This is a genomic window from uncultured Veillonella sp. (assembly GCF_934230905.1).
GTDB lineage: Bacteria > Bacillota > Negativicutes > Veillonellales > Veillonellaceae > Veillonella.
The window spans coordinates 1-21314 of record NZ_CAKQFJ010000032.1; the positions used below are offsets into that span (position 1 = coordinate 1).

Sequence of the window (21314 nt, forward strand, 5' to 3'; positions counted from 1 at the left end):
AGATTAAACCCTTATAACACTAGTAAATATCTAGTGTTATAAGGGTTTTCACACACACTTTTTGTCCTATAAGCCTATTTTTTTGCAAAAAAATAATGTTGGAAGTGACACCGTAGTGGTGTCACCCCAACATTTATTATAGAGCCTTAATTAGTGCTAATAGGATCATAATCAGCTGGCACAGGAGCAACGATACTCACAAAGACAATATCTTCGGTTCCCGTATTTTTTGCACCATGACATTCACCCTTTTTAGATACTATAACTTGCCCCTTTGTAAAAGGCACCTCTGTATCAGGCGTTGGATAAAATACCCCCTTGCCTTGCAATATAACCCATATATCATCAGAGTTATGATGATAATGCTTTGGTAAGGTTTGACCAGGTTTAATAACCCATACTGAACCACCTGTGGAATCAGTTTCATAAAATGGTGTCCTAACTGCTTTCTCTAGACTTTCAACTTTCACAAGTTCCATGTCAAAAACACGTTGATTACTCATAATGCTCACACCTTTCATCGATTAACAACTAGCGAGTACCAGATGCGTATTCACCCATATTGATATCTATAACAGTACGAACAGGTTGAATTAAGGAGTCCTCATATTGAACCTTCCATTTAATATCTGGATTCATATCTCCATTTTCTAAGCCTGCAATAGTTCGCTCGTCATCAATAGTATATCATGTTCAAAGATATAATACAACACACTATACGCATGATTCACGATCTCATCGGGATTCATGCCGTGAAAATGGTACTGCACATCAGGGTAGAATAAGGTGCTCATGCCTAACGTATCAACCATCATGTCATCTGTGCCTTGAATACTAAAGTATCGCACATTTACAGCATAATAAATAAAACGAGTTACCTCTTTATCTGGATGATTTTCAATGGTTTCACGACTTAAGAACTTACGAGATGGTCCAAAAATAACGGCCTTGCAAGATGGATATAGCTCCAACAGCGCATCTACATATTTTACGAGCATATCAGCTCGTTCTTTAGGCTCTAAACCTGAAGCTAACATATCCGTAGCAAATACTCTATATTGGCACTCATCTAACAACTCATCTACATTTGGACAATCCCAAACTTGACTACGCTCAAAGTCATCTAATACAGGTTTATCGATTTTCTCACAATTCGTCACCATCAATGTCGGTGAGATATCGGCATCATTATCTTCATAATGAACCTTATAATTCTGAGGTGCAAAACCAGCAGACTCAGCTCCATAACTAAAGCAATCAACAGGGCCTAAATGCTTTGTGAATACCTCTACCATTGTATCTCGAGTAGGCATATCACACTGCTTCGGCATTAATAACTCAACGAAAAACAAACCGCCAGGGCGAACGGAATCATCTGTTAGATCTTGTTTAAATACTTGGCTCATAGTCTCTCTCCTTAAAATTCCACATAATACACATCTTTTATCTTATAGTATATCGGATGTTTATAAGTACTACAATTACGTAACCAATGTTTTATAAATAATAAAAAATCTATATTTCTACAGCAAGTTAGAGTAATATCCATAAACTGTGGATTCACCTTTAGATAATCCAAGCATAAGGATTCATATTCAAGTTCAAATCGTTTCTTATTCTCCAATGTTTGTAGAAATTTTGCATATAAATAATCAATACTTTCAAAACAATTGCCCCGTTTACAGCTTTCCATATCAAATAGGTTTCGATAAGAAATATCTCCAGGTAACACAGACATCCAGTCTAAGGCATACTCTGATACACCAAATACGGTCTTTTCTGGATTAGGTCCATCTAAATCATCCTGTAACCATGCTGATATTATTTGGTACATATTTAATGTTTTATATTCATCTACTTCACTATAAAACTCACGTAATCCATCTAGGTCAATCTCTAAATTGGCAATACATCGATACATAGAAACTACCTCCTAAAGCTCTCCAATCTTGCTATGTTAAAAGTATAACTATATCTATGTACAATATTTGCCACATTAGATTTTATCTCTGACTCTATAGTTAATATTAAAACAATCTATAAATAGCAAAAGACCCTCCCATGAGTCCGAGGACTATTAAGAGGGTCTTTGTGTTAACTAATCAGCAAGGGATTGTAAAACCGTAACGGATGCTACAGGTCGCAAAGCCCTACTCAATTATAGAGGTTTACGAACCACGTCGATAATAGAACCATCGCGATATTCTACGATTGCGATAATGTCTTCGTCTTTATCAGATACAGGAATATCTTGTGGTTTACCTACTAAGTCAAATGCTAATTGTTGTAATTCTTCAATTGTGAAGATAGGCAAGTTGCTATCTTTGAATCGTTCAATCAAATCAGTACGAGCTGGGTTGATTGCGATACCGTATTCAGTAACGAGAACGTCAACAGAGGAGCCTGGTGTAATTACAGTTGCTACTTTGTCACGGATCATTGGCAAGCGGCCACGGATCAATGGGCAAGTAATAACTGTGCATTTAGCACCTGCTGCTGTATCGGAGTGACCGCCAGAAGCGCCCATCAATACACCATTGGAGTCAGTCATTACGTTTACGTTGAAATCAAGGTCGATTTCAGTAGCACCAAGGAATACTACGTCTAGGTAGTTTGTAGTGCAGTCTGTCCATGGGTTAGCATACATGGAAGCAGACATTTCGATGTGTGCAGGGTTTTTATCTAAAGATGCTGCTGCAGTTGTATCGAATGTTTGAGTATCGTAAATAGCACGAATCAAACCTTCTTCAAGCATACCAGTCAAGATACCAGTAGCACCACCGATAGCGAAGCCACCTACTTCACCGCGTTTGCGAAGTTTTTCAGCGATGAATTTTGCCACAGTCAATGGAGCACCACCAGCACCCAATTGGAATACGAAACCATCTTTAATGATGCCAGCTTGGTCAAGGAATTCACCAGCTAATTCAGCAATTTTAATTTGGATAGGGTTTTTAGTGAAACCTACCGCACCAGAAGCGATACCTTCTGGATCACCAATGCTTTCAACAGGAACAACATAATCTACATCTGTTTGAGGGATGGCATAGTCGTGTACATAATCAACTAGGTTATCAGTGATGATAACAGTTGTATCTGCATAGTGAGAGTCAACCTTAGCATAGCCAAGTGCGCCACATGCGGATTTACCCATACGACCAGTTGCATTACCGCGTGGGTCAGCTGTAGGAGCGGCCATGAAAGCTACATCGATATGAACTTCGCCAGATTCGATAGCACGAGCACGGCCACCATGAGGACGAATGACTACAGGACGTTTTAATACGCCAGGGTTTTGTGTTAAGAATTTACCAAGACGATCGCGAAGACCAGATGTTTCGAGCGCTGTAACAGTACCGTCTTGAATCATTTCTACCAAGAAGTCATGACATGGAGACAAGGAAGAAGAAGCGATTGTAATATCTTTAATGCCTTTCGCTTGAACGCGTTCCATAACCATTTTCATAACATAGTCGCCATTGCGCAAATGATGATGGAAAGATAATGTCATACCATCTTTTACGCCAGCTTTTTCGATTGCTTCATCGATGGAAGCAAGAACTTTATTAGTACCAACACGGCTCATATGAACAGGTTTACCTGCACGTTTTGCCTTAGGTTCAATTGCGAATTCACCTTGATATACTTCGCGACCTTCTAGTGCTGGGATATTTGTTGGGATATCGCGACCTACTTTATTTAACATCGTATTCTGCTCCTTCCTCTAATTCAACTTTAATGCCTGCTGCACGTGCTTTATCAACTACACGTTGTGCACGAACTACGATAGGACCATCAATCATCTTACCATCTACGGAAATTACGCCTTTATTGTTGCGCAATGCATCAGCATAGCTGTTCAATACCTTAACGGAATGAGCGATTTCTTTTTCATCAGGAGTGAATACTTCGTGGATAATTTTAATTTGGCTTGGGTGGATACAAGATTTACCGTCATAACCCAATGCTTTAATGAATTCAACTTCTTCGCGGAAACCTTGAGGGTCTTTTACGTCAGAGAATACAGTATCAATTACGCGGATACCTGCTTCGCGTGCTGCATGAAGGATTGTTTGACGAGCGAACAACAATTCAACAGCTGGTTTATGTTTGCCTGTGCGAAGGTCAGCGCGGTAATCTTCAGCGCCAAGAGCGATAGCAACTACGCGGGGACCATGGCAGATTTCGCGAACATTGTATAAGCCACGAACGGATTCGATAGCTACAATGATATTGATTGTACCTTCTGGCCAGCCATTAGCTTTTTCCACTTCTTCAATTTTCTTCGCTACGATTTCAACTTCAGAAACATCTTCAGTTTTAGGTAAACGAATCATATCAGGTTTTGCTGGAACGATAACATCAAGATCGTCATAACCATAAGGTGTTTGTGTAGGATGGTTGATACGAACTACAGTTTCAGCGCGGAATTTACGGGATTTCAATGCTTCTGCAGTCAAAAGACGAGCTGTGTCTTTTTCTGTAATAGGCACGGAATCTTCGATATCGATCATGATGGAATCAGAACCGTGGATATCAGCACTGTTAATCATTTTTGGTGTATTACCAGGAACGAACATCATGGAACGGGATAAACGTTTTTTAGCCGCTTCTGTAAGCGGATTAGTTTTTACTTCTGGAAATGTTTTATCGTTAGCCATTATGCTTTGCTCCCCCTTTCTAATGCGCCCAACACGCGAGCTTTAATTGTGTAATCCCAAGCGTTTTTATCTTGTACAGTTACTTTTACGCCATCAAAACCAGCTTCTTTCACTGTGTTCAAGATAACAGATTTAATTTGGTCGCCATATTGACGCATAACTTTAGAAGTCAATTCGATTTCGATGCCACTAGCAATCGGTTCAACCGTTACTAATGCATCATTTTTTTCGTCGAAGCCTGCTTGCGCAGCTTTCACTAATTGTGCCATGTTACATCCTTTCCTTATGAAACATTTATAAACCCCAAATCTGTACAGGCTCGTCGCGTGAGCCTTGTACAGATATTGAATACTACTAATTAAATTCTAACACTCCATTATGAAAGTTTCACATTACATGAAACCAACAATTTTCCACCAAGGGATACCGATGACGAAGTTCAATACTAAACATACAACGGCAGAGATGAGGCCAACGGTCCACCAATCTTTTACATTGTTGTAACCAGCGGAGAAGATAATAGGCCCAGGTGCTGCACCATAGTGAGTTACGGAACCACCATATGCATTTGTACCGATCATGATGAAAGCTAGTAATGTAGGATCGATACCTGCATTAACGCCTACAAGCAAGAATACTGGAAGCATTGCAGAGATGTAAGCAGTACCAGACGCAAAGAAGTAACGAACTGCCACAGAAATAACCGCAATAATAATCAGCATCATGAACGGATCTAGACCAAAATTCATATGAGTTTCTAAGAATTTAGCCAACCATTCGAAGAATTGCCCCTTTGTCAATGCAGAGGACAAGCCCAAGATACCACCGAACCAAATCAATGTATTCCAAGCAGCTTTTGTTTTGAGTAAATCATCCCATGAGATAATCCCAAATACGAATGTTGCAAGCATTGCTACGACTGCAACAGCAGTAGCATCAATTTTGAACCCAAATGTAGGTAGGACCCACCCAATGATTGCTAGAATAGCAATTGCGATAAGCCCTTTTTCAGATGACTTCATAGGCCCTAATTCAGCTAAACCATCAGCAGCAATTTTCTTATTATCAATTTGCTTTACAGATGGGCGTTCATACATGTAGCCAATAAAAGGAATGAACATTAACATGATGAAACCAGGGATAAACATAGCTAAAGCCCATTGGCCCCAGTTTAAAGATACACCAGTCAATTTAGTAATAAAGTCTAGTGCCAATAAGTTTGGTGCCATTGCTGTAGCGAACAAGAAGGATGTTACTTTTGTAGCAAAGTAACCATTTTGCAAAAGGTAAGCGCCTGCTTTTTTAGCAGTTTCACCTGGATGAGAACCTACAGCTTCTGCGATTGACAAGTTGATAGGGTATACAATACCTGCTGCACGAGCTGTATTGGATGGTGTTGCAGGGGATAAAATCAAATCAAGGAATGCAGTTACATAGCCAAGACGAAGTGTGGTGCTACCGAATGCGCGAACTAAGTGATATGCAATACGGTGACCAAGTCCAGTCTTACCAAATGCAACAGATAAAGCAAATGCTGCAAAGATTAACCATAATGCGGTATTACTGTAACCAGCTAATACATCTTTTACATTGCTTAATAAAATAGAAGATGTAGCAACACCTAATAATACGGTAATAGGTACTGGGAATGGTTTTAATACCAATCCTACGATTGTTGCTAAATAAATACCAAATAAGTGCCATACTTGTGGTTTAAGGCCTTCTGGTGTGCCCCCAAACCACGCAATTGCGACGATGGCAGCCATAACGGCAACACGCCATAATTTGTCTTTCATGTCTGTCTTTACCTTTCTTAACTAACTTAGGCATACATAAGATCATCTAGTCTTTGGCAACATAATCGTTCGCGACATCAATTACATTGTTTAAGTCTAACTTCATTATAGATGCTTAACAGAATAATGAAAAATAGATTACCTTTATAGGGGTCATAAAAATTTTTATAACTGTCATTCATACTTTTTATGCATTTTACTCATAGTTTTTCAGTTGTAAATGTAAAAAATGCATGCATACAACTCTAACAAGATGTATACATGCACTTACATGTTATGATTGATATTCTCTAAAAATACTATCGTCTACGACAGTGTGTTTTTTATAGTAATCTCGTACATACTCAATAAATGTTTTAACAGCAATTAGATTGGCCGACTCTTTTGTGTATACCATATTGGTATCACGTGTAATATACGTTCCATCCTTACTACGCAATGGGCTAACATAAATATCTTTATCTTTACAAGATCCAAGCCCCATATAGGTTAAGATAGACCACCCTAGCCCAGCCCGCACAAAGTGGCGGCATGTACTCATAGAATTGACATCCATCGCCACAATAGGAGGTGCCTCAAAATGCTCAGCACACCATTTTTCAATGATATTGGCAACTGATGCATCGGTTTGGTATCGAATAAATGGCACCTTCTCTAACGATTCTGGTGGCACTAGTTCTTTGTACACCAAACAATATGGTTCTTCCAACAACAATTCCGAATTGCCGGATACTTCATAACCACCACGGGCAAACGCAACCATACAATCGCCAGTATTAAACATCTTCACCACTTGATGGCTGAAAGCTGTCTTAACTTGGATGTGAACATCTGGATACTGTTCACGGAACGATTTTAACAAAGCCGGTAGTTCATAATCCGCAAAATTAATGGACGATGCAATTTTCAAAGTTCCTTGAATCTTACCAGTAGACGATGTCAATGCATGTTCCAATGATTCTTTATCATGTAACATACGCTTACAATAATCATAATAAATTTCACCTTGCGGTGTTAACGTAATACCTTCTGTTGTACGAAGCAATAAAGAGTACCCTACACTATCTTCCAGATGACGCAGTCGATAACTCAAAGCAGGTTGCGATATAAATAACTTTTCAGCAGCTTTCGTTATATTACCTTCATCCACAACGGTTACAAAGGTACGCCATTCTTTATCATCCATAGTCGTACTCCTTTTCAAATTAACCTATTCAAACTCTTTATTGCTAAAATGTTAATAATTAAATTGTATTTTGACTAGTTCTTATTTTCTAATATCAACTAGTAACATATTATCTAGCATTAGCAATGCCTGCAAACACCTTGCCCCGTTCGCCATCGATAGTGACCTCTGCACCTTCAAGCAATACGTCATGAGCATCTTTAGCGCCTAAGATAACAGGAATACCATACGTAATGCCCGCAATAGCACTATCTGATGTATAGCCATCTTCTACGGCTACAATACCGCCAGCTCGTTTAGCAATGTTCATCAATTCTGGTTCCATAGTCCCTACTACGAGAATATCACCAGATTGGAAACTTTCATACTCATTCTTATGATTTGCTGCAATAAATACACGCCCCGTAGCAGATTTACGCAAGATACCATTGCCAGACAACAATACCTTGCCTGCGATATGAACGCGAATCATATTTGTCGTACCTGTAGAACCAGAAGGTACACCAGCAGTAACGACAATTAAATCACCAGAGTTAATGGCATTCGCCCCGAGAGCACCAGTAATCGCTTGTTTTACCATTTCATCAGAGTTGATATTTTCACGGCCCTTGATAGCTTCAACGCCCCAGCACAATTGCATGCGACGAATTGTTTCATCATGAGGTGTAATAGCAATAATTTTACAACTAGGGCGATGACGAGCCACACTAATCGCAGTATGACCAGATTCAGTACATGTCAAAATAGCTGCTGCCCCAAGCTCACTCGCAACGCGCACACTGGCCAAACATACAGCCTCAGTGGTTGTCACATCAACGCTTTCCTGCGTTCTGCTCTTATGATCATAAATGACGGATTGCTCCGTTACCTCTGCAATACGTGTCATCGTTGTAACGGCTTCCACTGGATATGCGCCATTTGCAGTTTCACCAGATAACATAATCGCATCAGTGCCATCTAGGATAGCATTGGCCACATCACTCGCTTCGGCACGCGTAGGACGTGGATTTTGAATCATTGATTCCAACATTTGCGTAGCCGTAATAACAGGTTTGCCAAGACGATTACATTTTTCAATCATCATCTTTTGCAATACCGGTACTTCTTCGGCTGGGATTTCTACACCCAAATCACCACGGGCAATCATAAGACCATCGGCTACATCGAGGATTTCATCAATATTATTAACCCCTTCAGCATTTTCAATTTTGGCGATAATCTTAATATCCTTTTGTTCAGATTCCAAGATGCGGCGAATAGCCACTACATCCTTAGCGCGTTGCATAAAGGATGCCGCCACAAAGTCCACACCTTGTTGACAACCAAATCGCAAATCTAATTCATCTTGCTCGGATACAGGTGGCAAACTAAGCGCTACACCGGGCACGGCCACGCGTTTGCGATTACCAATTTCACCACTGTTTTGTACAGTTGTAATGATATTATGCCCCTCAATGGCATCGATAGATAATCTAACAAGGCCATCAGCTAATAAGACCGTATCACCAACGTGTACATCGCCTACTAAACCTTTATGGTTTACAGTACTAATCTCTGACGTGCCTTCCACATCATCCGTAGTCAATGTAAATTGTTGACCTGCTTCGAGGAATACCTTACCTTCTTTAAACAGTCCTAGACGAACCTCAGGGCCCTTTGTATCGAGCAACAATGCGATTGGTTTATTGACAATCATTGCCGCATCACGCACCATTTGCATGCGCTCCGCTTGCTCTTCATGAGAACCATGAGAGAAATTAAATCGAGCCACATTCATACCGGCACGCATCATATTTTCTAAAATACCGAATGCATCTGTACCTGGCCCTACAGTACAAACAATTTTTGTACGTTTCATATATCCTCCTAAATGGGATGTTGTTTACTATACCCTATTGTACCTCTACGGCGCCTTCACCTAAAACGGCTTCAATGCGTGCGATAATCTCATCTGTTGGTGCAAAACACAATTGAGGTGATAAATTAATTCGTTTTCGTTGTTTGTGTAAATATAATGCTGTCGGGACTTGCCCTTCTGCTTGTGAAAGTATTTCCTTCAACGCATTGCTATTCTCTGGCGTATCATAGGCACCTCGAATATGGATAGCGATTTGTCGTGCATTGTTATAGTTCACCTTTAGCGGTGCAATACGGTCTGCAATAATCTGTACACCCTTTTCATCCGCATCAACGCGACCTCGCACCTTAACAACCATATCGACAGCTAAGAATTGTTGACTCTGTGCAAATACCTTCGGGAATGCTACCACTTGAGCCGAACCAGAATAATCTTCAATGCGAAGAATACTCATGATATCCCCCCGTTTTGTAGGCCTATCCCCTTTTTCAGCAATGAGGCCACCAAAAGTAATCGTTTGACCATCAAAACGCTCTGGATTTTCAAGGAGTTGCCCCAGTTCAAAAAGGCCTTTCAATTCCTTGTTATACCCTTGCAATGGATGGCCCGTAATATAAAAACCTGTGTAGTCCTTTTCATCCTTTAATTTATCATCTTCCGATAAATCAGGTAGATTCGGTACCGGAATCATATCGACGTCATCCGTGCTTTCACCAAAGAGACTCATAGTCCCCATGGCGGCATCCTTTTGCTGCTTAGCCCCTACGGCCTGTGCACTTTCATACATGTGTAGCAACTGATTGCGGTTTTCCTCAAATCCGTCCATAGCACCGCAGCGAATTAGACTTTCAAGCAAGCGTTTATTAACGACCTTACTATCTACGCGACGACAAAAATCGGTAATGCTCGTATAGAGACCATTGGCCTCACGTTCAGCGATGAGTCGATCGATAGCATTGTCCCCTACGTTCTTGATGCCCCCAAGGCCAAAGCGAATGGCATCACCTTGTACGGCAAAGCTACGCAAGGAATGGTTCACATCGGGACCGAGCACCTGCACATTATGTTTTTTACATGCATTAATATAATAGGTGAGCTTATCCATATTTTGCATAAAGCTTGTCATGGTAGCGGCCATAAATTCTGGGAAGTAGTGCGCCTTAAGATACGCTGTTTGGTACGCAATATACGCATAGGCCGCACTATGAGATTTATTAAAGCCATAGCCAGCAAAGTAAACGAGCAAGTCAAATACTTCGTTTGCAATGGACTCTTCGATGCCATTGTTGATAGAACCTTGTATAAAGGATTCTCGTTGTGCCTTGAGGACGGATTCCTTTTTTTTACCCATCGCACGGCGCATCAAATCCGCTTGCCCTAGAGAGAATCCACCCATGGCAGACGCAATTTGCATAACCTGTTCTTGGTAGAGAATAACGCCGAACGTATCTTTCAGAATCGGTTCCAAAATTGGATGTAAATAGGTTACCTCTTTTTTACCATGACGGCGATCGATAAAATCCGCCACCATGCCAGACCCCAAAGGGCCTGGACGATAAAGTGCAACGAGAGGGATTAAATCCTCAAAATGCTCAGGCTTCAAATCCATAACAAGCTTGGTAATCCCATCGGATTCGAGCTGGAATACGCCTGATGTATCGCCTTTAGTAAGGAGTTCACAAGCCTCTTTATCATCTAATGGGATAGCATCTAAATCAAGATCAATACCTCGGTTTGCCTTGATGAGCTTAAGGGCATCCCCCATAACGGTTAATGTACGAAGGCCCAAAAAGTCCATCTTTAACAGGCCTAGTTCTTCGATATTATCCTTATCATATTGAGTGACAAAGCCTTCTTCATTAGAATTTTGTACAGGCACATGGTCATCTAAAGGGTCTGCAGAAATTACGACGCCCGCCGCATGGGTAGACGAATTACGAGCAATGCCCTCTAGCTTTTGACCAAAATCAAATAACTCTTTTACATTAGGATCGGTATCATATAGAGTTTTTAAATCTTTACCCTTTAAAGCCTTTTCTAAGGTGATGCCCAATTCATTAGGAATCATCTTCGCAATACGATTGACCTCAGCTAATGGTAAATCGAGCACACGACCTACGTCGCGAATAACGGCGCGAGCCGCCTCTGTACCAAAGGTGATGATTTGAGACACGCGAGCCTGTCCATATTTTCGCGTTACATAGTCGATAGCTTCGCCCCGCTTTTCATAGCAGAAGTCGATATCGATATCAGGCATGCTTACCCGTTCTGGGTTTAAGAACCGTTCAAAGAGCAAATCATATTGTAATGGATCAAGACCTGTAATGCCTAATAAATAGGCTACAACAGAGCCGGCTGCAGAACCACGGCCTGGGCCGACTAGAATATCGTGTTCCCGTGCGTAACGCACATAGTCCCATACGATGAGGAAATAGTCTTCAAAGCCCATTGTTCCGATAACATCGAGTTCGTAGTCGAGACGTTTTTTGAGTTCTTCTGATGTATCGCCATATAAGCGAGGTATTTCTCGTTCACAAACCTTACGCAAATAGGTTTTAGACGTTTCGCCCTCAGGCACATCAAAGTGCGGCAAATGGTGTTCATCAAAATTGAATTCTACATTGCATCGGTCTGCAATCTTTACTGTATTTTCTAAGGCCCCAGGGATGTGTCCAAAGAGTTCCGCCATTTCGTCCCCAGATTTTAAATAGAACTCATCATTAGGGAATTTCAAACGGTCTACTTCGGCGCGACGTCGGCCCGTTTGAATACAAACGCGGATATCCTGAGCATCAGCGTCATCTTTCATAACATAGTGGAAATCATTGGACGCCACGATGCCTAGGCCATATTCGTCAGCTAATTGGCATAGCACTTGTTGAGCACGTAACTCTTCAGGTAAACCGTGATTTTGAATTTCTAAAAAGAAATTATCTTTACCGAAGGTTTCGATGTACCACTCAACAGCTCGGCGAGCCCCCTCCATATTATCTTGCAGAATATATTGAGGCACTTCCCCTTGAATACACGCACTAAGGGCGATGATTCCCTTGCTGTATTGACGCAACAAATCATGGTCAGCGCGGGGCTTATAATTAAAACCTTCCGTAGAGGCTTTAGATACGATTTTAACGAGGTTTCGATAGCCTTCCATCGTTTCAGCCAATAAAATTAAATGCTTAAGACGTTCACGGCTGCGCCCCTCTGGCTTATCTAGGCGGCTACCTTCTGTGACATATACTTCACATCCAATAATTGGTTTGATGCCTTGTGCCACACATTCTTTATAAAAATAGATGGCTGCATACATATTGCCATGATCCGTAATGGCAAGGGCTGGTTGTTCCAATTCCTTCGCGCGGCGCACCATATCCGGCAAACGGCTGATGCCGTCTAACAAACTAAATTCCGTATGACTATGTAAATGTACAAATGGCTTCATGGTACACCTCCTTACGGTCTATGTGCAAAATAGATATTTAATGATTTCTTACGGGCTTTCCAATCTGGTAAAAATTGGGCCACTAAATTGTGAAAGTTCTTGGAATGATCCAAGTATTTAAAATGGGCAAACTCATGGACCATAACGTACTCAATATAAGCCTGAGGCCCTTCTAATAAACGCATATTCATCTTAATGAGCTGCTTTGATGGCGTACAAGAACCCCAACGACTCTTCATGCGCTGTTGCTTTACCGTTGGCATGGGCACATCAATATGTTGCTGGTAAAAGCGTTGATACACAACCTTCGCCCAATGAGTAAACACCTTTTCCCCTAGCTGGCGCCAAAAGGTTTGCATTAATTTATGCTTGTTTTCATAGGTGTAATCAGATTTAACGAACATCACCATACGACTAGAACCATCAAACTTAATATGCGGCTTACCCGATGTTTCAAGCACCTCTAGCGAAACAGGCATGCCCAAAATAGATACGGTTTCACCCGTCACATATTGCAACGCCTCTATCTGCTGTGCCGTTAACGCCTCTAATTTAAAACGAGCCCGCTCAATAAAGGGTATATTTTCGATAACAAACGCGTCGATTCGATGGGCTGGTATATAAGCATTCGCCGAAACATGGACACTACCATCCTTGTGAACACGCATGTTTATGTTCTTTACACGCTTGATTGTTAATTCATATTCAATTGTATCACCATTATAGGTAATAGACCGAGTTGTTGAAGTATTCATACCTTTTATTTTATCATAAAATACTCATAAATTCGTTAAAATCTGGTGATTCTAATAGAATTACTTAGATTTTAAACATTACTGATTTTTATTACTTTGTAATATAAAAAATGACACCTATCCACTCCCCATGTGGGAGAATATAAGTGTCATTATAATAAAGAGCAATCTAAATTCACTCTAGATAGTTCTCTAGACCCATTTTATGTTCTGGTTTTAAACTCATACTATCTCGTGCAGTAACTAACTTAACAAATAATTCTTCTATAACTTCCTTATCATCTTTACTAAATTGACTATAATGATCTATAGCTATAATTTTATCTTTTAATTGTTTATCATGATTTCGTTCTTTGATTAATTCATTAATACTAAACTCTTTTGTTTTACTAGAAACCGGTTCATTAATAAAATTATAATTTAATAAGTTATTAGAATAATACTTCCATACTACACCAGTTTCTAAATCTATCTTAGTAATACTACCAAAATCAACATTATAGAATATATTATTAGAAATTTTATACGTATCAATTTTCGATAATTTAGATCCTGTAGCTAAATTATAAATTCCACGGGTTTCGTAAGAGAAAAAGAATGGAAATCTAATGATATTTCCCTCCTCTATAGGAATTCTTTTCCTAAAATCAGCATAAAATTTGCTTTTCCAAACTTCCTGTTCCGAATCAGAAAAACGACTAAATTCTGGATATACATTAGTAATGTCATTTATTCTGATTTCATTAGGTGGCTCTTTATGTAATATAAATACATGATCGTTATTTAATTCATTATATACACCAATACCATTTGTAGTTATATAATATATTTTCCCTCGTACTTCATCAAAACCAAGAACATTAGAAGCAATTATATTAGTTGGCTCTTTGTAATATATTATCCCCCCCCTAAGATCCAAATAGTGGATAAATGGGTGCATAAATTTTGTAGCAAAGAAAAGCCAACCGCAAAAAATAATACCTACTACTATTAAACAAGAAAGACCTATTCTCTCAAGCCATTTTTTTGAGTTTTTTCCTATCCGCATGAAAGCTCATCCAATCAATACCATTTTAAATTATTGACTTTTAAACTGTTACAAAGCCATCTATCCATTGACGTTCATTTAATACACCTTTCCCAATACCAAAATTGTCTAACCCATGAACAATAAATATGTCCCAAGTACTATATTTTTCTTTTGCTAATGTAGCATATTCATATTCACTAAATACACCTAAAGTTCCACCCACTGTATATATTGCATCAACATCATACCCATACCACAATATAAAAACTTCATTGGTTTTGATAGAATCATCTACACTATAATTTCTTGGTACCCCATCATTTAAAACAAATTCCTCAATATAAAAGTTTTCATCGCAAAACTCTCTAAATCCAGGAAGTTTTTTAGCTAACATTATTGCATTTTCTGCTAAATCTTTAGTCGAAAAATACCCTAAACTAAAATACTCTGTATATGGTAATGTATCATCTTTTTTATATTTAGCTACGGCTTCATATATAGTTGTATTCATATTATCTAACCTTTCTATATATTCAATTCACGAAAAACCTAGCCTCATAAGTTTCTCCATTAATATAATTAGAACTTATTTTTATCGAATAGTAATATTTTATTATTTAGCTTAATTGTAGAATGAAATTGAACAAATAAAAATCCATAGTGAACCTTGTGTTATGATTTAGGTGTCTAATCAAAATATAACCGAGGTAATCACTATGGACTATAATAATCATAACACGACATTACGTACAAACAAACACTTAAACTTCGAAGAGCGATTTTATTTAGAAAAGAGAATCGTTCTAGGAGATAGTATTACGGCAATTTCACGTGCACTTGGCCGTTCTAGAACAACTATATATACAGAATTAAAACGTGGTACTGTAATTCAAATTCGACAAGGTAAATCTCAACTTGTATATTTAGCTGATTCTGGACAAGCAACATATGAAAGACAACGTGTGGGCTCTTCTAATACCATGAAAGTTGGTGCTATAGAATCTTTTATAAATTGGATTGAAAGCAAGGTTCTAGATGATCATTGGTCCTTTGATGCTACTGTTGGATATGCTGAACATAAGGATTTGTTTATGCGTAATGAAATGGTTTGTGCTAAAACTTTATATAACTATCTTCACAAAGGCATATTAGGTATAAAAGCAATTGACTTACCATTGGTAGTGCGGCATTCTCAACGAAAATCTATTTCTAGAAAACATAAGCGAGAACTTGGTAAATCCATAGAACTTCGCGATTCTAATATTGAAACGCGCGAGGAATTCGGACATTGGGAATTAGATACCGTCCGTGGAACAAAAGATAAGACAGACCATGTTTTAATTTCTTTACTTGAGCGTAAAAGCAGATTGTATGTGGCTTTACGGTGTCCCTCAGCACGTGCTACTGATGTAAAAGAAACACTGCATGCATGGTTAAATACGTTTAAAGATGTTAATCTAGCTTGCTTATGCAAAACAATAACTGCAGATAACGGTTTAGAGTTTTCAGAGATATCTAATTTAGAAAATGAAATCTTGTCTATTTATTTTGCTCGACATTATTCTGCTTGGAAGCGTGGATTGAACGAAAGCATAATGGTTTACTTTGTAGATGTATACCGAAAGGAATGCCAATAAAAGCCGTTTCAGAGGAAACTATTCGACGAACACTTAAATGGTATAATACTTTGCCACGCAAGCTTCTAAATTATAGAACCCCCTTGGAGGTCTTTCTTGAAGAAGTTAATAAGATTGTAGATTTGGATACTGTTCAATTTCATATTGCAATTTAAGATATTCTTTTTTACATTATGTAAAAATTCAGTATAATCAGTAGTAGGCATATAAGCTCACATCCTTTTTTAGGACTTTGACACTTTTATTGTAAAGCATGTGAGCCTTGTATGCTTATTTTTTTGCAAAAAAAATAATGTTGGTAGTGACACCGTTAATGATGTCACCCCAACATTTATTATAGAACCTCCATTTAGTATGAACTAATCTCTGATAGTCAAACATTATACGATTTCCGTTAATAACTAAATTATAGTTGACTGACTCCAATTTTATATTCCCATACGGAAAAGGACCATTAAAGATAAAATAGTAAAGATTTCATTCTCCCTGAGACTATATAAATTAACAGTTTAAAGATTTAATAAAATACGTTTAATTATTCAAGATCTATATAACTAAACTTAGACTGTATTAGATTCTCTTCATCCGCCTTTGTGGAAATTATAAAATCAACAGCAATCAAATCAATACACATTACAGGCATAACTATTTTAGCTTTAACACCATTTAGTACTGGACTTACCCTTTTCTTATTATGAGTCATAGTTCCATCTGTTTTAACAACACATGGTTCGACACTAATATCTTGAATATCATATTCATGATTACGATATTCATGAAATTTCATTGATTCATTCTTAAATAAAAGGTCACTTTTAATATTAACCTCTATACAGTTAATAAATCTAATTTCACAGGATTCTGACAATAATATGACTGTATTACCAAAATCTTTAATATCTAATGAATATGGCATTTCATCCCATAAATCTAATATATCAATTCTTTTTTGAAGTTCCATCATTTTTATCCTCTTTAATTCTTATATGTGCTTCAGGGTCACGACGTCCAACAGGTTTCCAGTTACTATCTAATGGTTTACCATTCTTATCATATATATGTAAATGATTATAAGGTGTATGCTTATCAGGTGGATCAACCCGCAACCGCATAATATTATTATTATCCTTTACATGTAATCTATTATTACGATTATTTACAGACCATCCTTTTGGTCCTAAATATTTAGAACTTAATCTATCAAAATCATTAATATCCATTTCTTCATATTTACGATTTTTAAAAGTTTTTTCTAATTCATCTACATTAATTGTATTCTCTGAAGAACCCGTTCCTGTATTACCTTTTTCCTTAACTTCACTTTTTGATTTCGGCAAGGAATTCTTTAATTGTGAGACTTTTTGAGCTATAATATTTCTCTTCTTATTTGCTTCATTAGCTAACCCCACAATTACTGGTCCAGATATAGATGGTCCACTATTATGTGGATCCTTTTTATTAGATGAATTATCCTCGTTTATATTAGGGACATCATCACTACTAGAATTCCCAATATTAGAATTATCATTGCTAACATTTGGTAAATCTAAATGATTATTTAAAGGGTTAATTCTCAAAGGAAATTGCTTTAGAATAATTTCACTTACAGGGGCACCCGTTTTTATAGATTCCCAGGCTCCAGTTCTTGGATTCTTAATAAACGAATCGGAACTATCATCTATAATGCTTTCATCTCCAATTGTATAAGGTAATTGTACTTGTTGTCCACTAATTAAACTCGTAATATGAATAAAAAAATCATTAAACTTATTTTTATCTCTTACCCAATTATCCGTACCATCTGGTCCAATCCAGCGACCGGAATATGCTGTACTTTGGGGAATACTAATTCCATCAAAAAATCTACGCCCTATAACATCCCATTTCCCACTGTCTTTATAGGTGTTACCATTAGAAGCATGGAAAACATTAATATACTGATATCCTATTCCAGGATTGTAATCTAATTGAACTTTATACTCAGTTCCTACATATGGTACAGTTATGCTCCAAGGCCCATTAAATCTCGATTCGGAAGCGTTTCTTCCTTCTCCAGAATCAATACTTTCACCACTAGATTCACCATAACTGGTATCAACACTTGAATTTGTGAGTTGATCAATTGATCTAGCCCATGGAAACTCCTGAGTATCAGCTTCACTAAGAGTAACTGGCTCAGCACGCCCTGTTTCTATAGGAGTCGTTAAAGCTTTATAAAACACACTTCCTACAACACTAAATCTAAGTCCCGCTAATAACTTCGCCGAATCAACTTCTATAGGATATGGACTTGTTAATTCTGCATTCCATTTAGTAGCATAAGCTGACACCGCAGCCCCAGCATTTAAAGAGCCACCACTAACTTTATTAACTACACCACCGGCCCCAGCACTCAACCATTGTGCTAATGCCGGATCATTATCTGCAATTTGCTTAATCTTTTCTATAAGCATTTCATTGGTCATTGTAGCCTTAAAACCACTACCAGGTGCATTACCGGCCATACGTGCAGCCCACTCGCCAATCACACCATGAGCAAAAGCTTTAGCAATCTTGCCTTCTTTTGTGGTAGGTTGCCAGTTATGTAATTGCTCATAAGCATTCTTAGCAAATAAACGTGCTAACTCCTGACGTTCTTCAATTTTCTTTTTATCAAAAATTTTATCTAATTGATGTAAGGTATTTTCGGTATTTGTATTAATGGTTTTAGTATCTATTTCTTTACCATCTACAGTTAGTATACCATCTGAGATTGCAGATTGAGTAGTAGAGTTTGCTTTACCTTTAGATCCTACGCCTAAATTTGGAACTAGACCAATACTGTTATAAATTTTATCATACCCTTTTTTATCCTTGGTCTTCATCTCTTCGAGTTTCTTTTTACTACCATAGTAGTTATAGCCTATCCCATTATTGCTATAGGTATACTCGGCTTCATTTTGGATATCTTTCATCTCAAGAGATTTAGTAGTCAATGTATTCTTAGCTTTTGGAGCTTCACTTTTAATAACAGCACCTTCTAATGTAGTACCATTCCCTACATGAATATCATAGCCATCTTCTCCAGCATAAATACCTGCCTGATGAGTCACGCTTTTCCATTTGCTATCAATACGGCCTACACTAGCACTAATACTACCGGTTGGATCTTTGAAATTAGGTGTAGAGGATACAGAGAAGCCTGCAGACTTACTGTGTTCTTTAAAATTATCTACATCTTGTAAACTCTGAATATGTAAATCTCGACCTGTATCAACTTCAACTTTCTTCCCAGATACAGTAGAACCAATAATAGTAGTATCTCGCTTTGCTTTAAGTTGTGCTAATTGTGCGGCTTTAATCGTCGTTGGTACATAGTTTTCTTGATGGATATCGCCATTTTGACGAGCCATATTGCCACTTGCATTAATGTCGAGAAGACCACCACCAGTCAAACTAATGCCAGCACCTACGCTCCAACCAGAACTTTTATAGGTATTCTTAACATCTACAGTATTTTTGCCCGCTGCAAGGTTGATATCACTAGCACTATCTAATACTAGTTTTTTTGCTTGTACTGTTTCACCAGTTAAACCAATACCACTTTGCTGAGCATCACGAGCCTTGATTTGTACTTCACTATCACTAACAAGAGTACCACCTTGATATGTATTTGTATCTACTACTTGTCCTTGCTTCCTTGACGTGCTACCAATGCTCACAGACAAATTAATAGCATCGTCAATATTTTTTTGACCGCGTCGGGAATGATTTTTTGTGTCTTTTAATACTTTACCATCAGGATCACGAAGTTTGACGCCCTTAACCGCTTTATCTACCGCCGCATAGCCATCTTGCAATTGTTGACGTGCTTCATTGAGTTCAAGTGCAGCTAAACGCTTATCATCACGGCTACCCGCTTGTTTTATAGTACGAGTTGCATTAGTAAGCGTATCAACCACTGCACCACCCAAGGATACGGTAAGCCCCGTCTTCTTATAGCGTTCATCGTGACTCATGTGATTATGGTTTACATTACCATCTAATATAACCGCAGATCCATCTAACACAGCGCCTTCTTTAGCAACAATATCTGCGCTTGTAATGTGAACTCTATCATTCGCTTTGACGGTAACATTACCTTTCGTGCTGGCAATTGTATTTCGTACAGTAGTTTCTTCATGGTTAGTTTCATCTATATTGTGTTTCTCTTTACCTATAGTAAAGCCTATTCCTGTACTACCAAGCAAACCAGATTTCTTATGACGATATACACTAGTACCATCTGTAATGGCTTTATCTGCACCAAGTTCTACCTTACCACCAGCTATAACATCTACTGTATGTTCGCCTATAATTTGAGCAGATTGACCTGTTACATCTTGAGCACTTGTGATTCGTATATCTTTACCACTTACGGTAGAGCCTGTTACAACTGTAGTAGTTGCATCATCAACGGCATTGGTACTTTCACGTTTAACCAAGCTTTTCTTTTTATCTAGATACACATGATTGACTGTACTATTGGCCTTCGCTGTATGTAATGCAACCGTATTACCAGATACTTGAACAGTATCTGCCGCTAATAGTTGACTACCTGCAAGTTGTACAGCATCAGAGGCTACAACAGAAACATTCTTACCTTCAATGCTACTCCCCACAGATGATTGTGCGTTAACAAGATCATGAGACTCTGTCGTTTGAGAATGCCCACCACCAGATTTGCCCTTGTCAAAACGATGTTCTTCTAGCTCATGTGTAGCATTCATAGCTTTCATCGTTACATTATGGCCAGCCGTCACTTGAGTGTTCATATCAGAGGTAATAACACCTGCCGCCATAGATACATCTCGGCCTGCGACTACTGTTGTGTCACCCGCACCACCAATACGGCCTTGATCTACACCGGTCATCGTTTCACGTCGATTATTTCGACTATCCCACTCAACTTTGCTATTAGCTGCCTCATA

14 protein-coding genes and 2 pseudogenes are annotated in these 21314 nt (G+C 38.5%); 1 reads left to right on the forward strand and 15 read right to left on the reverse strand.

Annotated features, from left to right (window positions below):
* Window positions 1–146: 146 nt before the first annotated feature.
* From Q0E20_RS08225 to Q0E20_RS08285, 13 genes and pseudogenes are all read right to left on the reverse strand, one after another.
* On the reverse strand, window positions 147–503 hold the full coding sequence (locus Q0E20_RS08225; RefSeq protein WP_295998830.1) for a cupin domain-containing protein: 357 nt from the start codon (window positions 501–503) through the stop codon (window positions 147–149).
* 28 nt (window positions 504–531) lie between these two features.
* Window positions 532–1406, reverse strand: a pseudogene (locus tag Q0E20_RS08230) (DUF4261 domain-containing protein).
* An 11-nt stretch (window positions 1407–1417) separates the two neighbouring features.
* The gene (locus Q0E20_RS08235; protein ID WP_295998836.1) at window positions 1418–1921 is read right to left on the reverse strand and encodes a hypothetical protein; all 504 of its coding nucleotides are present in this window, start codon (window positions 1919–1921) and stop codon (window positions 1418–1420) included.
* A gap of 237 nt (window positions 1922–2158) precedes the next feature.
* Window positions 2159–3706 (reverse strand): citrate lyase subunit alpha, encoded by a 1548-nt coding sequence (gene citF / locus Q0E20_RS08240; protein ID WP_295998839.1) that lies wholly within the window; start codon window positions 3704–3706, stop codon window positions 2159–2161.
* Window positions 3696–4661 (reverse strand): CoA ester lyase, encoded by a 966-nt coding sequence (locus Q0E20_RS08245; protein ID WP_005382238.1) that lies wholly within the window; start codon window positions 4659–4661, stop codon window positions 3696–3698. The genes citF and Q0E20_RS08245 overlap by 11 nt, the downstream gene beginning before the upstream one ends.
* Window positions 4661–4930 (reverse strand): citrate lyase acyl carrier protein, encoded by a 270-nt coding sequence (citD, locus tag Q0E20_RS08250; RefSeq protein WP_005379312.1) that lies wholly within the window; start codon window positions 4928–4930, stop codon window positions 4661–4663. The genes Q0E20_RS08245 and citD overlap by 1 nt, the downstream gene beginning before the upstream one ends.
* Window positions 4931–5053: 123 nt before the next feature.
* Entirely contained in the window at window positions 5054–6457 is a 1404-nt protein-coding gene (locus Q0E20_RS08255) for a DASS family sodium-coupled anion symporter (protein WP_295998843.1), read from the reverse strand.
* A gap of 274 nt (window positions 6458–6731) precedes the next feature.
* Window positions 6732–7643 carry a LysR family transcriptional regulator gene (locus Q0E20_RS08260; RefSeq protein ID WP_295998846.1) on the reverse strand — a complete coding sequence of 304 codons (912 nt, stop codon included), beginning with the start codon at window positions 7641–7643 and terminating at the stop codon, window positions 6732–6734.
* A 109-nt stretch (window positions 7644–7752) separates the two neighbouring features.
* On the reverse strand, window positions 7753–9501 hold the full coding sequence (gene pyk, locus Q0E20_RS08265) for a pyruvate kinase (RefSeq protein WP_295998849.1): 1749 nt from the start codon (window positions 9499–9501) through the stop codon (window positions 7753–7755).
* A 34-nt stretch (window positions 9502–9535) separates the two neighbouring features.
* Window positions 9536–12943, reverse strand: coding sequence for a DNA polymerase III subunit alpha (locus Q0E20_RS08270; protein ID WP_295998852.1), 3408 nt, complete (start codon window positions 12941–12943; stop codon window positions 9536–9538).
* An 11-nt stretch (window positions 12944–12954) separates the two neighbouring features.
* Window positions 12955–13698 carry a M48 family metallopeptidase gene (locus Q0E20_RS08275; protein ID WP_295998854.1) on the reverse strand — a complete coding sequence of 248 codons (744 nt, stop codon included), beginning with the start codon at window positions 13696–13698 and terminating at the stop codon, window positions 12955–12957.
* 175 nt (window positions 13699–13873) lie between these two features.
* Window positions 13874–14746, reverse strand: coding sequence for a hypothetical protein (locus Q0E20_RS08280; RefSeq protein WP_295998857.1), 873 nt, complete (start codon window positions 14744–14746; stop codon window positions 13874–13876).
* 40 nt (window positions 14747–14786) lie between these two features.
* Entirely contained in the window at window positions 14787–15239 is a 453-nt protein-coding gene (locus Q0E20_RS08285; protein WP_295998860.1) for a hypothetical protein, read from the reverse strand.
* A gap of 205 nt (window positions 15240–15444) precedes the next feature.
* On the opposite strand from Q0E20_RS08285, the pseudogene Q0E20_RS08290 reads away from it, so the two are divergent.
* Window positions 15445–16520: pseudogene (locus Q0E20_RS08290) on the forward strand (IS30 family transposase).
* Window positions 16521–16900: 380 nt separating this feature from the next.
* Here the strand turns inward: Q0E20_RS08290 and Q0E20_RS08295 are convergent.
* Together Q0E20_RS08295 and Q0E20_RS08300 are read right to left on the reverse strand one after the other, a co-directional pair.
* The gene (locus Q0E20_RS08295) at window positions 16901–17329 is read right to left on the reverse strand and encodes a hypothetical protein (RefSeq protein ID WP_295998863.1); all 429 of its coding nucleotides are present in this window, start codon (window positions 17327–17329) and stop codon (window positions 16901–16903) included.
* The coding region (locus Q0E20_RS08300) for a hemagglutinin repeat-containing protein (RefSeq protein WP_295998868.1) at window positions 17304–21314 on the reverse strand (4011 nt) is incomplete at its 5' end. The genes Q0E20_RS08300 and Q0E20_RS08295, both read right to left, overlap by 26 nt.

What these genes read in the sequence shown, in the direction of transcription:
- Q0E20_RS08225 (WP_295998830.1), bottom strand. Translation starts at nt 503, where the DNA reads ATGAGTAATCAACGTGTTTTTGACATGGAACTTGTGAAAGTTGAAAGT.
- Q0E20_RS08235 (WP_295998836.1), bottom strand. Translation starts at nt 1,921, where the DNA reads ATGTATCGATGTATTGCCAATTTAGAGATTGACCTAGATGGATTACGT.
- citF (WP_295998839.1), bottom strand. Translation starts at nt 3,706, where the DNA reads ATGTTAAATAAAGTAGGTCGCGATATCCCAACAAATATCCCAGCACTA.
- Q0E20_RS08245 (WP_005382238.1), bottom strand. Translation starts at nt 4,661, where the DNA reads ATGGCTAACGATAAAACATTTCCAGAAGTAAAAACTAATCCGCTTACA.
- citD (WP_005379312.1), bottom strand. Translation starts at nt 4,930, where the DNA reads ATGGCACAATTAGTGAAAGCTGCGCAAGCAGGCTTCGACGAAAAAAAT.
- Q0E20_RS08255 (WP_295998843.1), bottom strand. Translation starts at nt 6,457, where the DNA reads ATGAAAGACAAATTATGGCGTGTTGCCGTTATGGCTGCCATCGTCGCA.
- Q0E20_RS08260 (WP_295998846.1), bottom strand. Translation starts at nt 7,643, where the DNA reads ATGGATGATAAAGAATGGCGTACCTTTGTAACCGTTGTGGATGAAGGT.
- pyk (WP_295998849.1), bottom strand. Translation starts at nt 9,501, where the DNA reads ATGAAACGTACAAAAATTGTTTGTACTGTAGGGCCAGGTACAGATGCA.
- Q0E20_RS08270 (WP_295998852.1), bottom strand. Translation starts at nt 12,943, where the DNA reads ATGAAGCCATTTGTACATTTACATAGTCATACGGAATTTAGTTTGTTA.
- Q0E20_RS08275 (WP_295998854.1), bottom strand. Translation starts at nt 13,698, where the DNA reads ATGAATACTTCAACAACTCGGTCTATTACCTATAATGGTGATACAATT.
- Q0E20_RS08280 (WP_295998857.1), bottom strand. Translation starts at nt 14,746, where the DNA reads ATGCGGATAGGAAAAAACTCAAAAAAATGGCTTGAGAGAATAGGTCTT.
- Q0E20_RS08285 (WP_295998860.1), bottom strand. Translation starts at nt 15,239, where the DNA reads ATGAATACAACTATATATGAAGCCGTAGCTAAATATAAAAAAGATGAT.
- Q0E20_RS08295 (WP_295998863.1), bottom strand. Translation starts at nt 17,329, where the DNA reads ATGATGGAACTTCAAAAAAGAATTGATATATTAGATTTATGGGATGAA.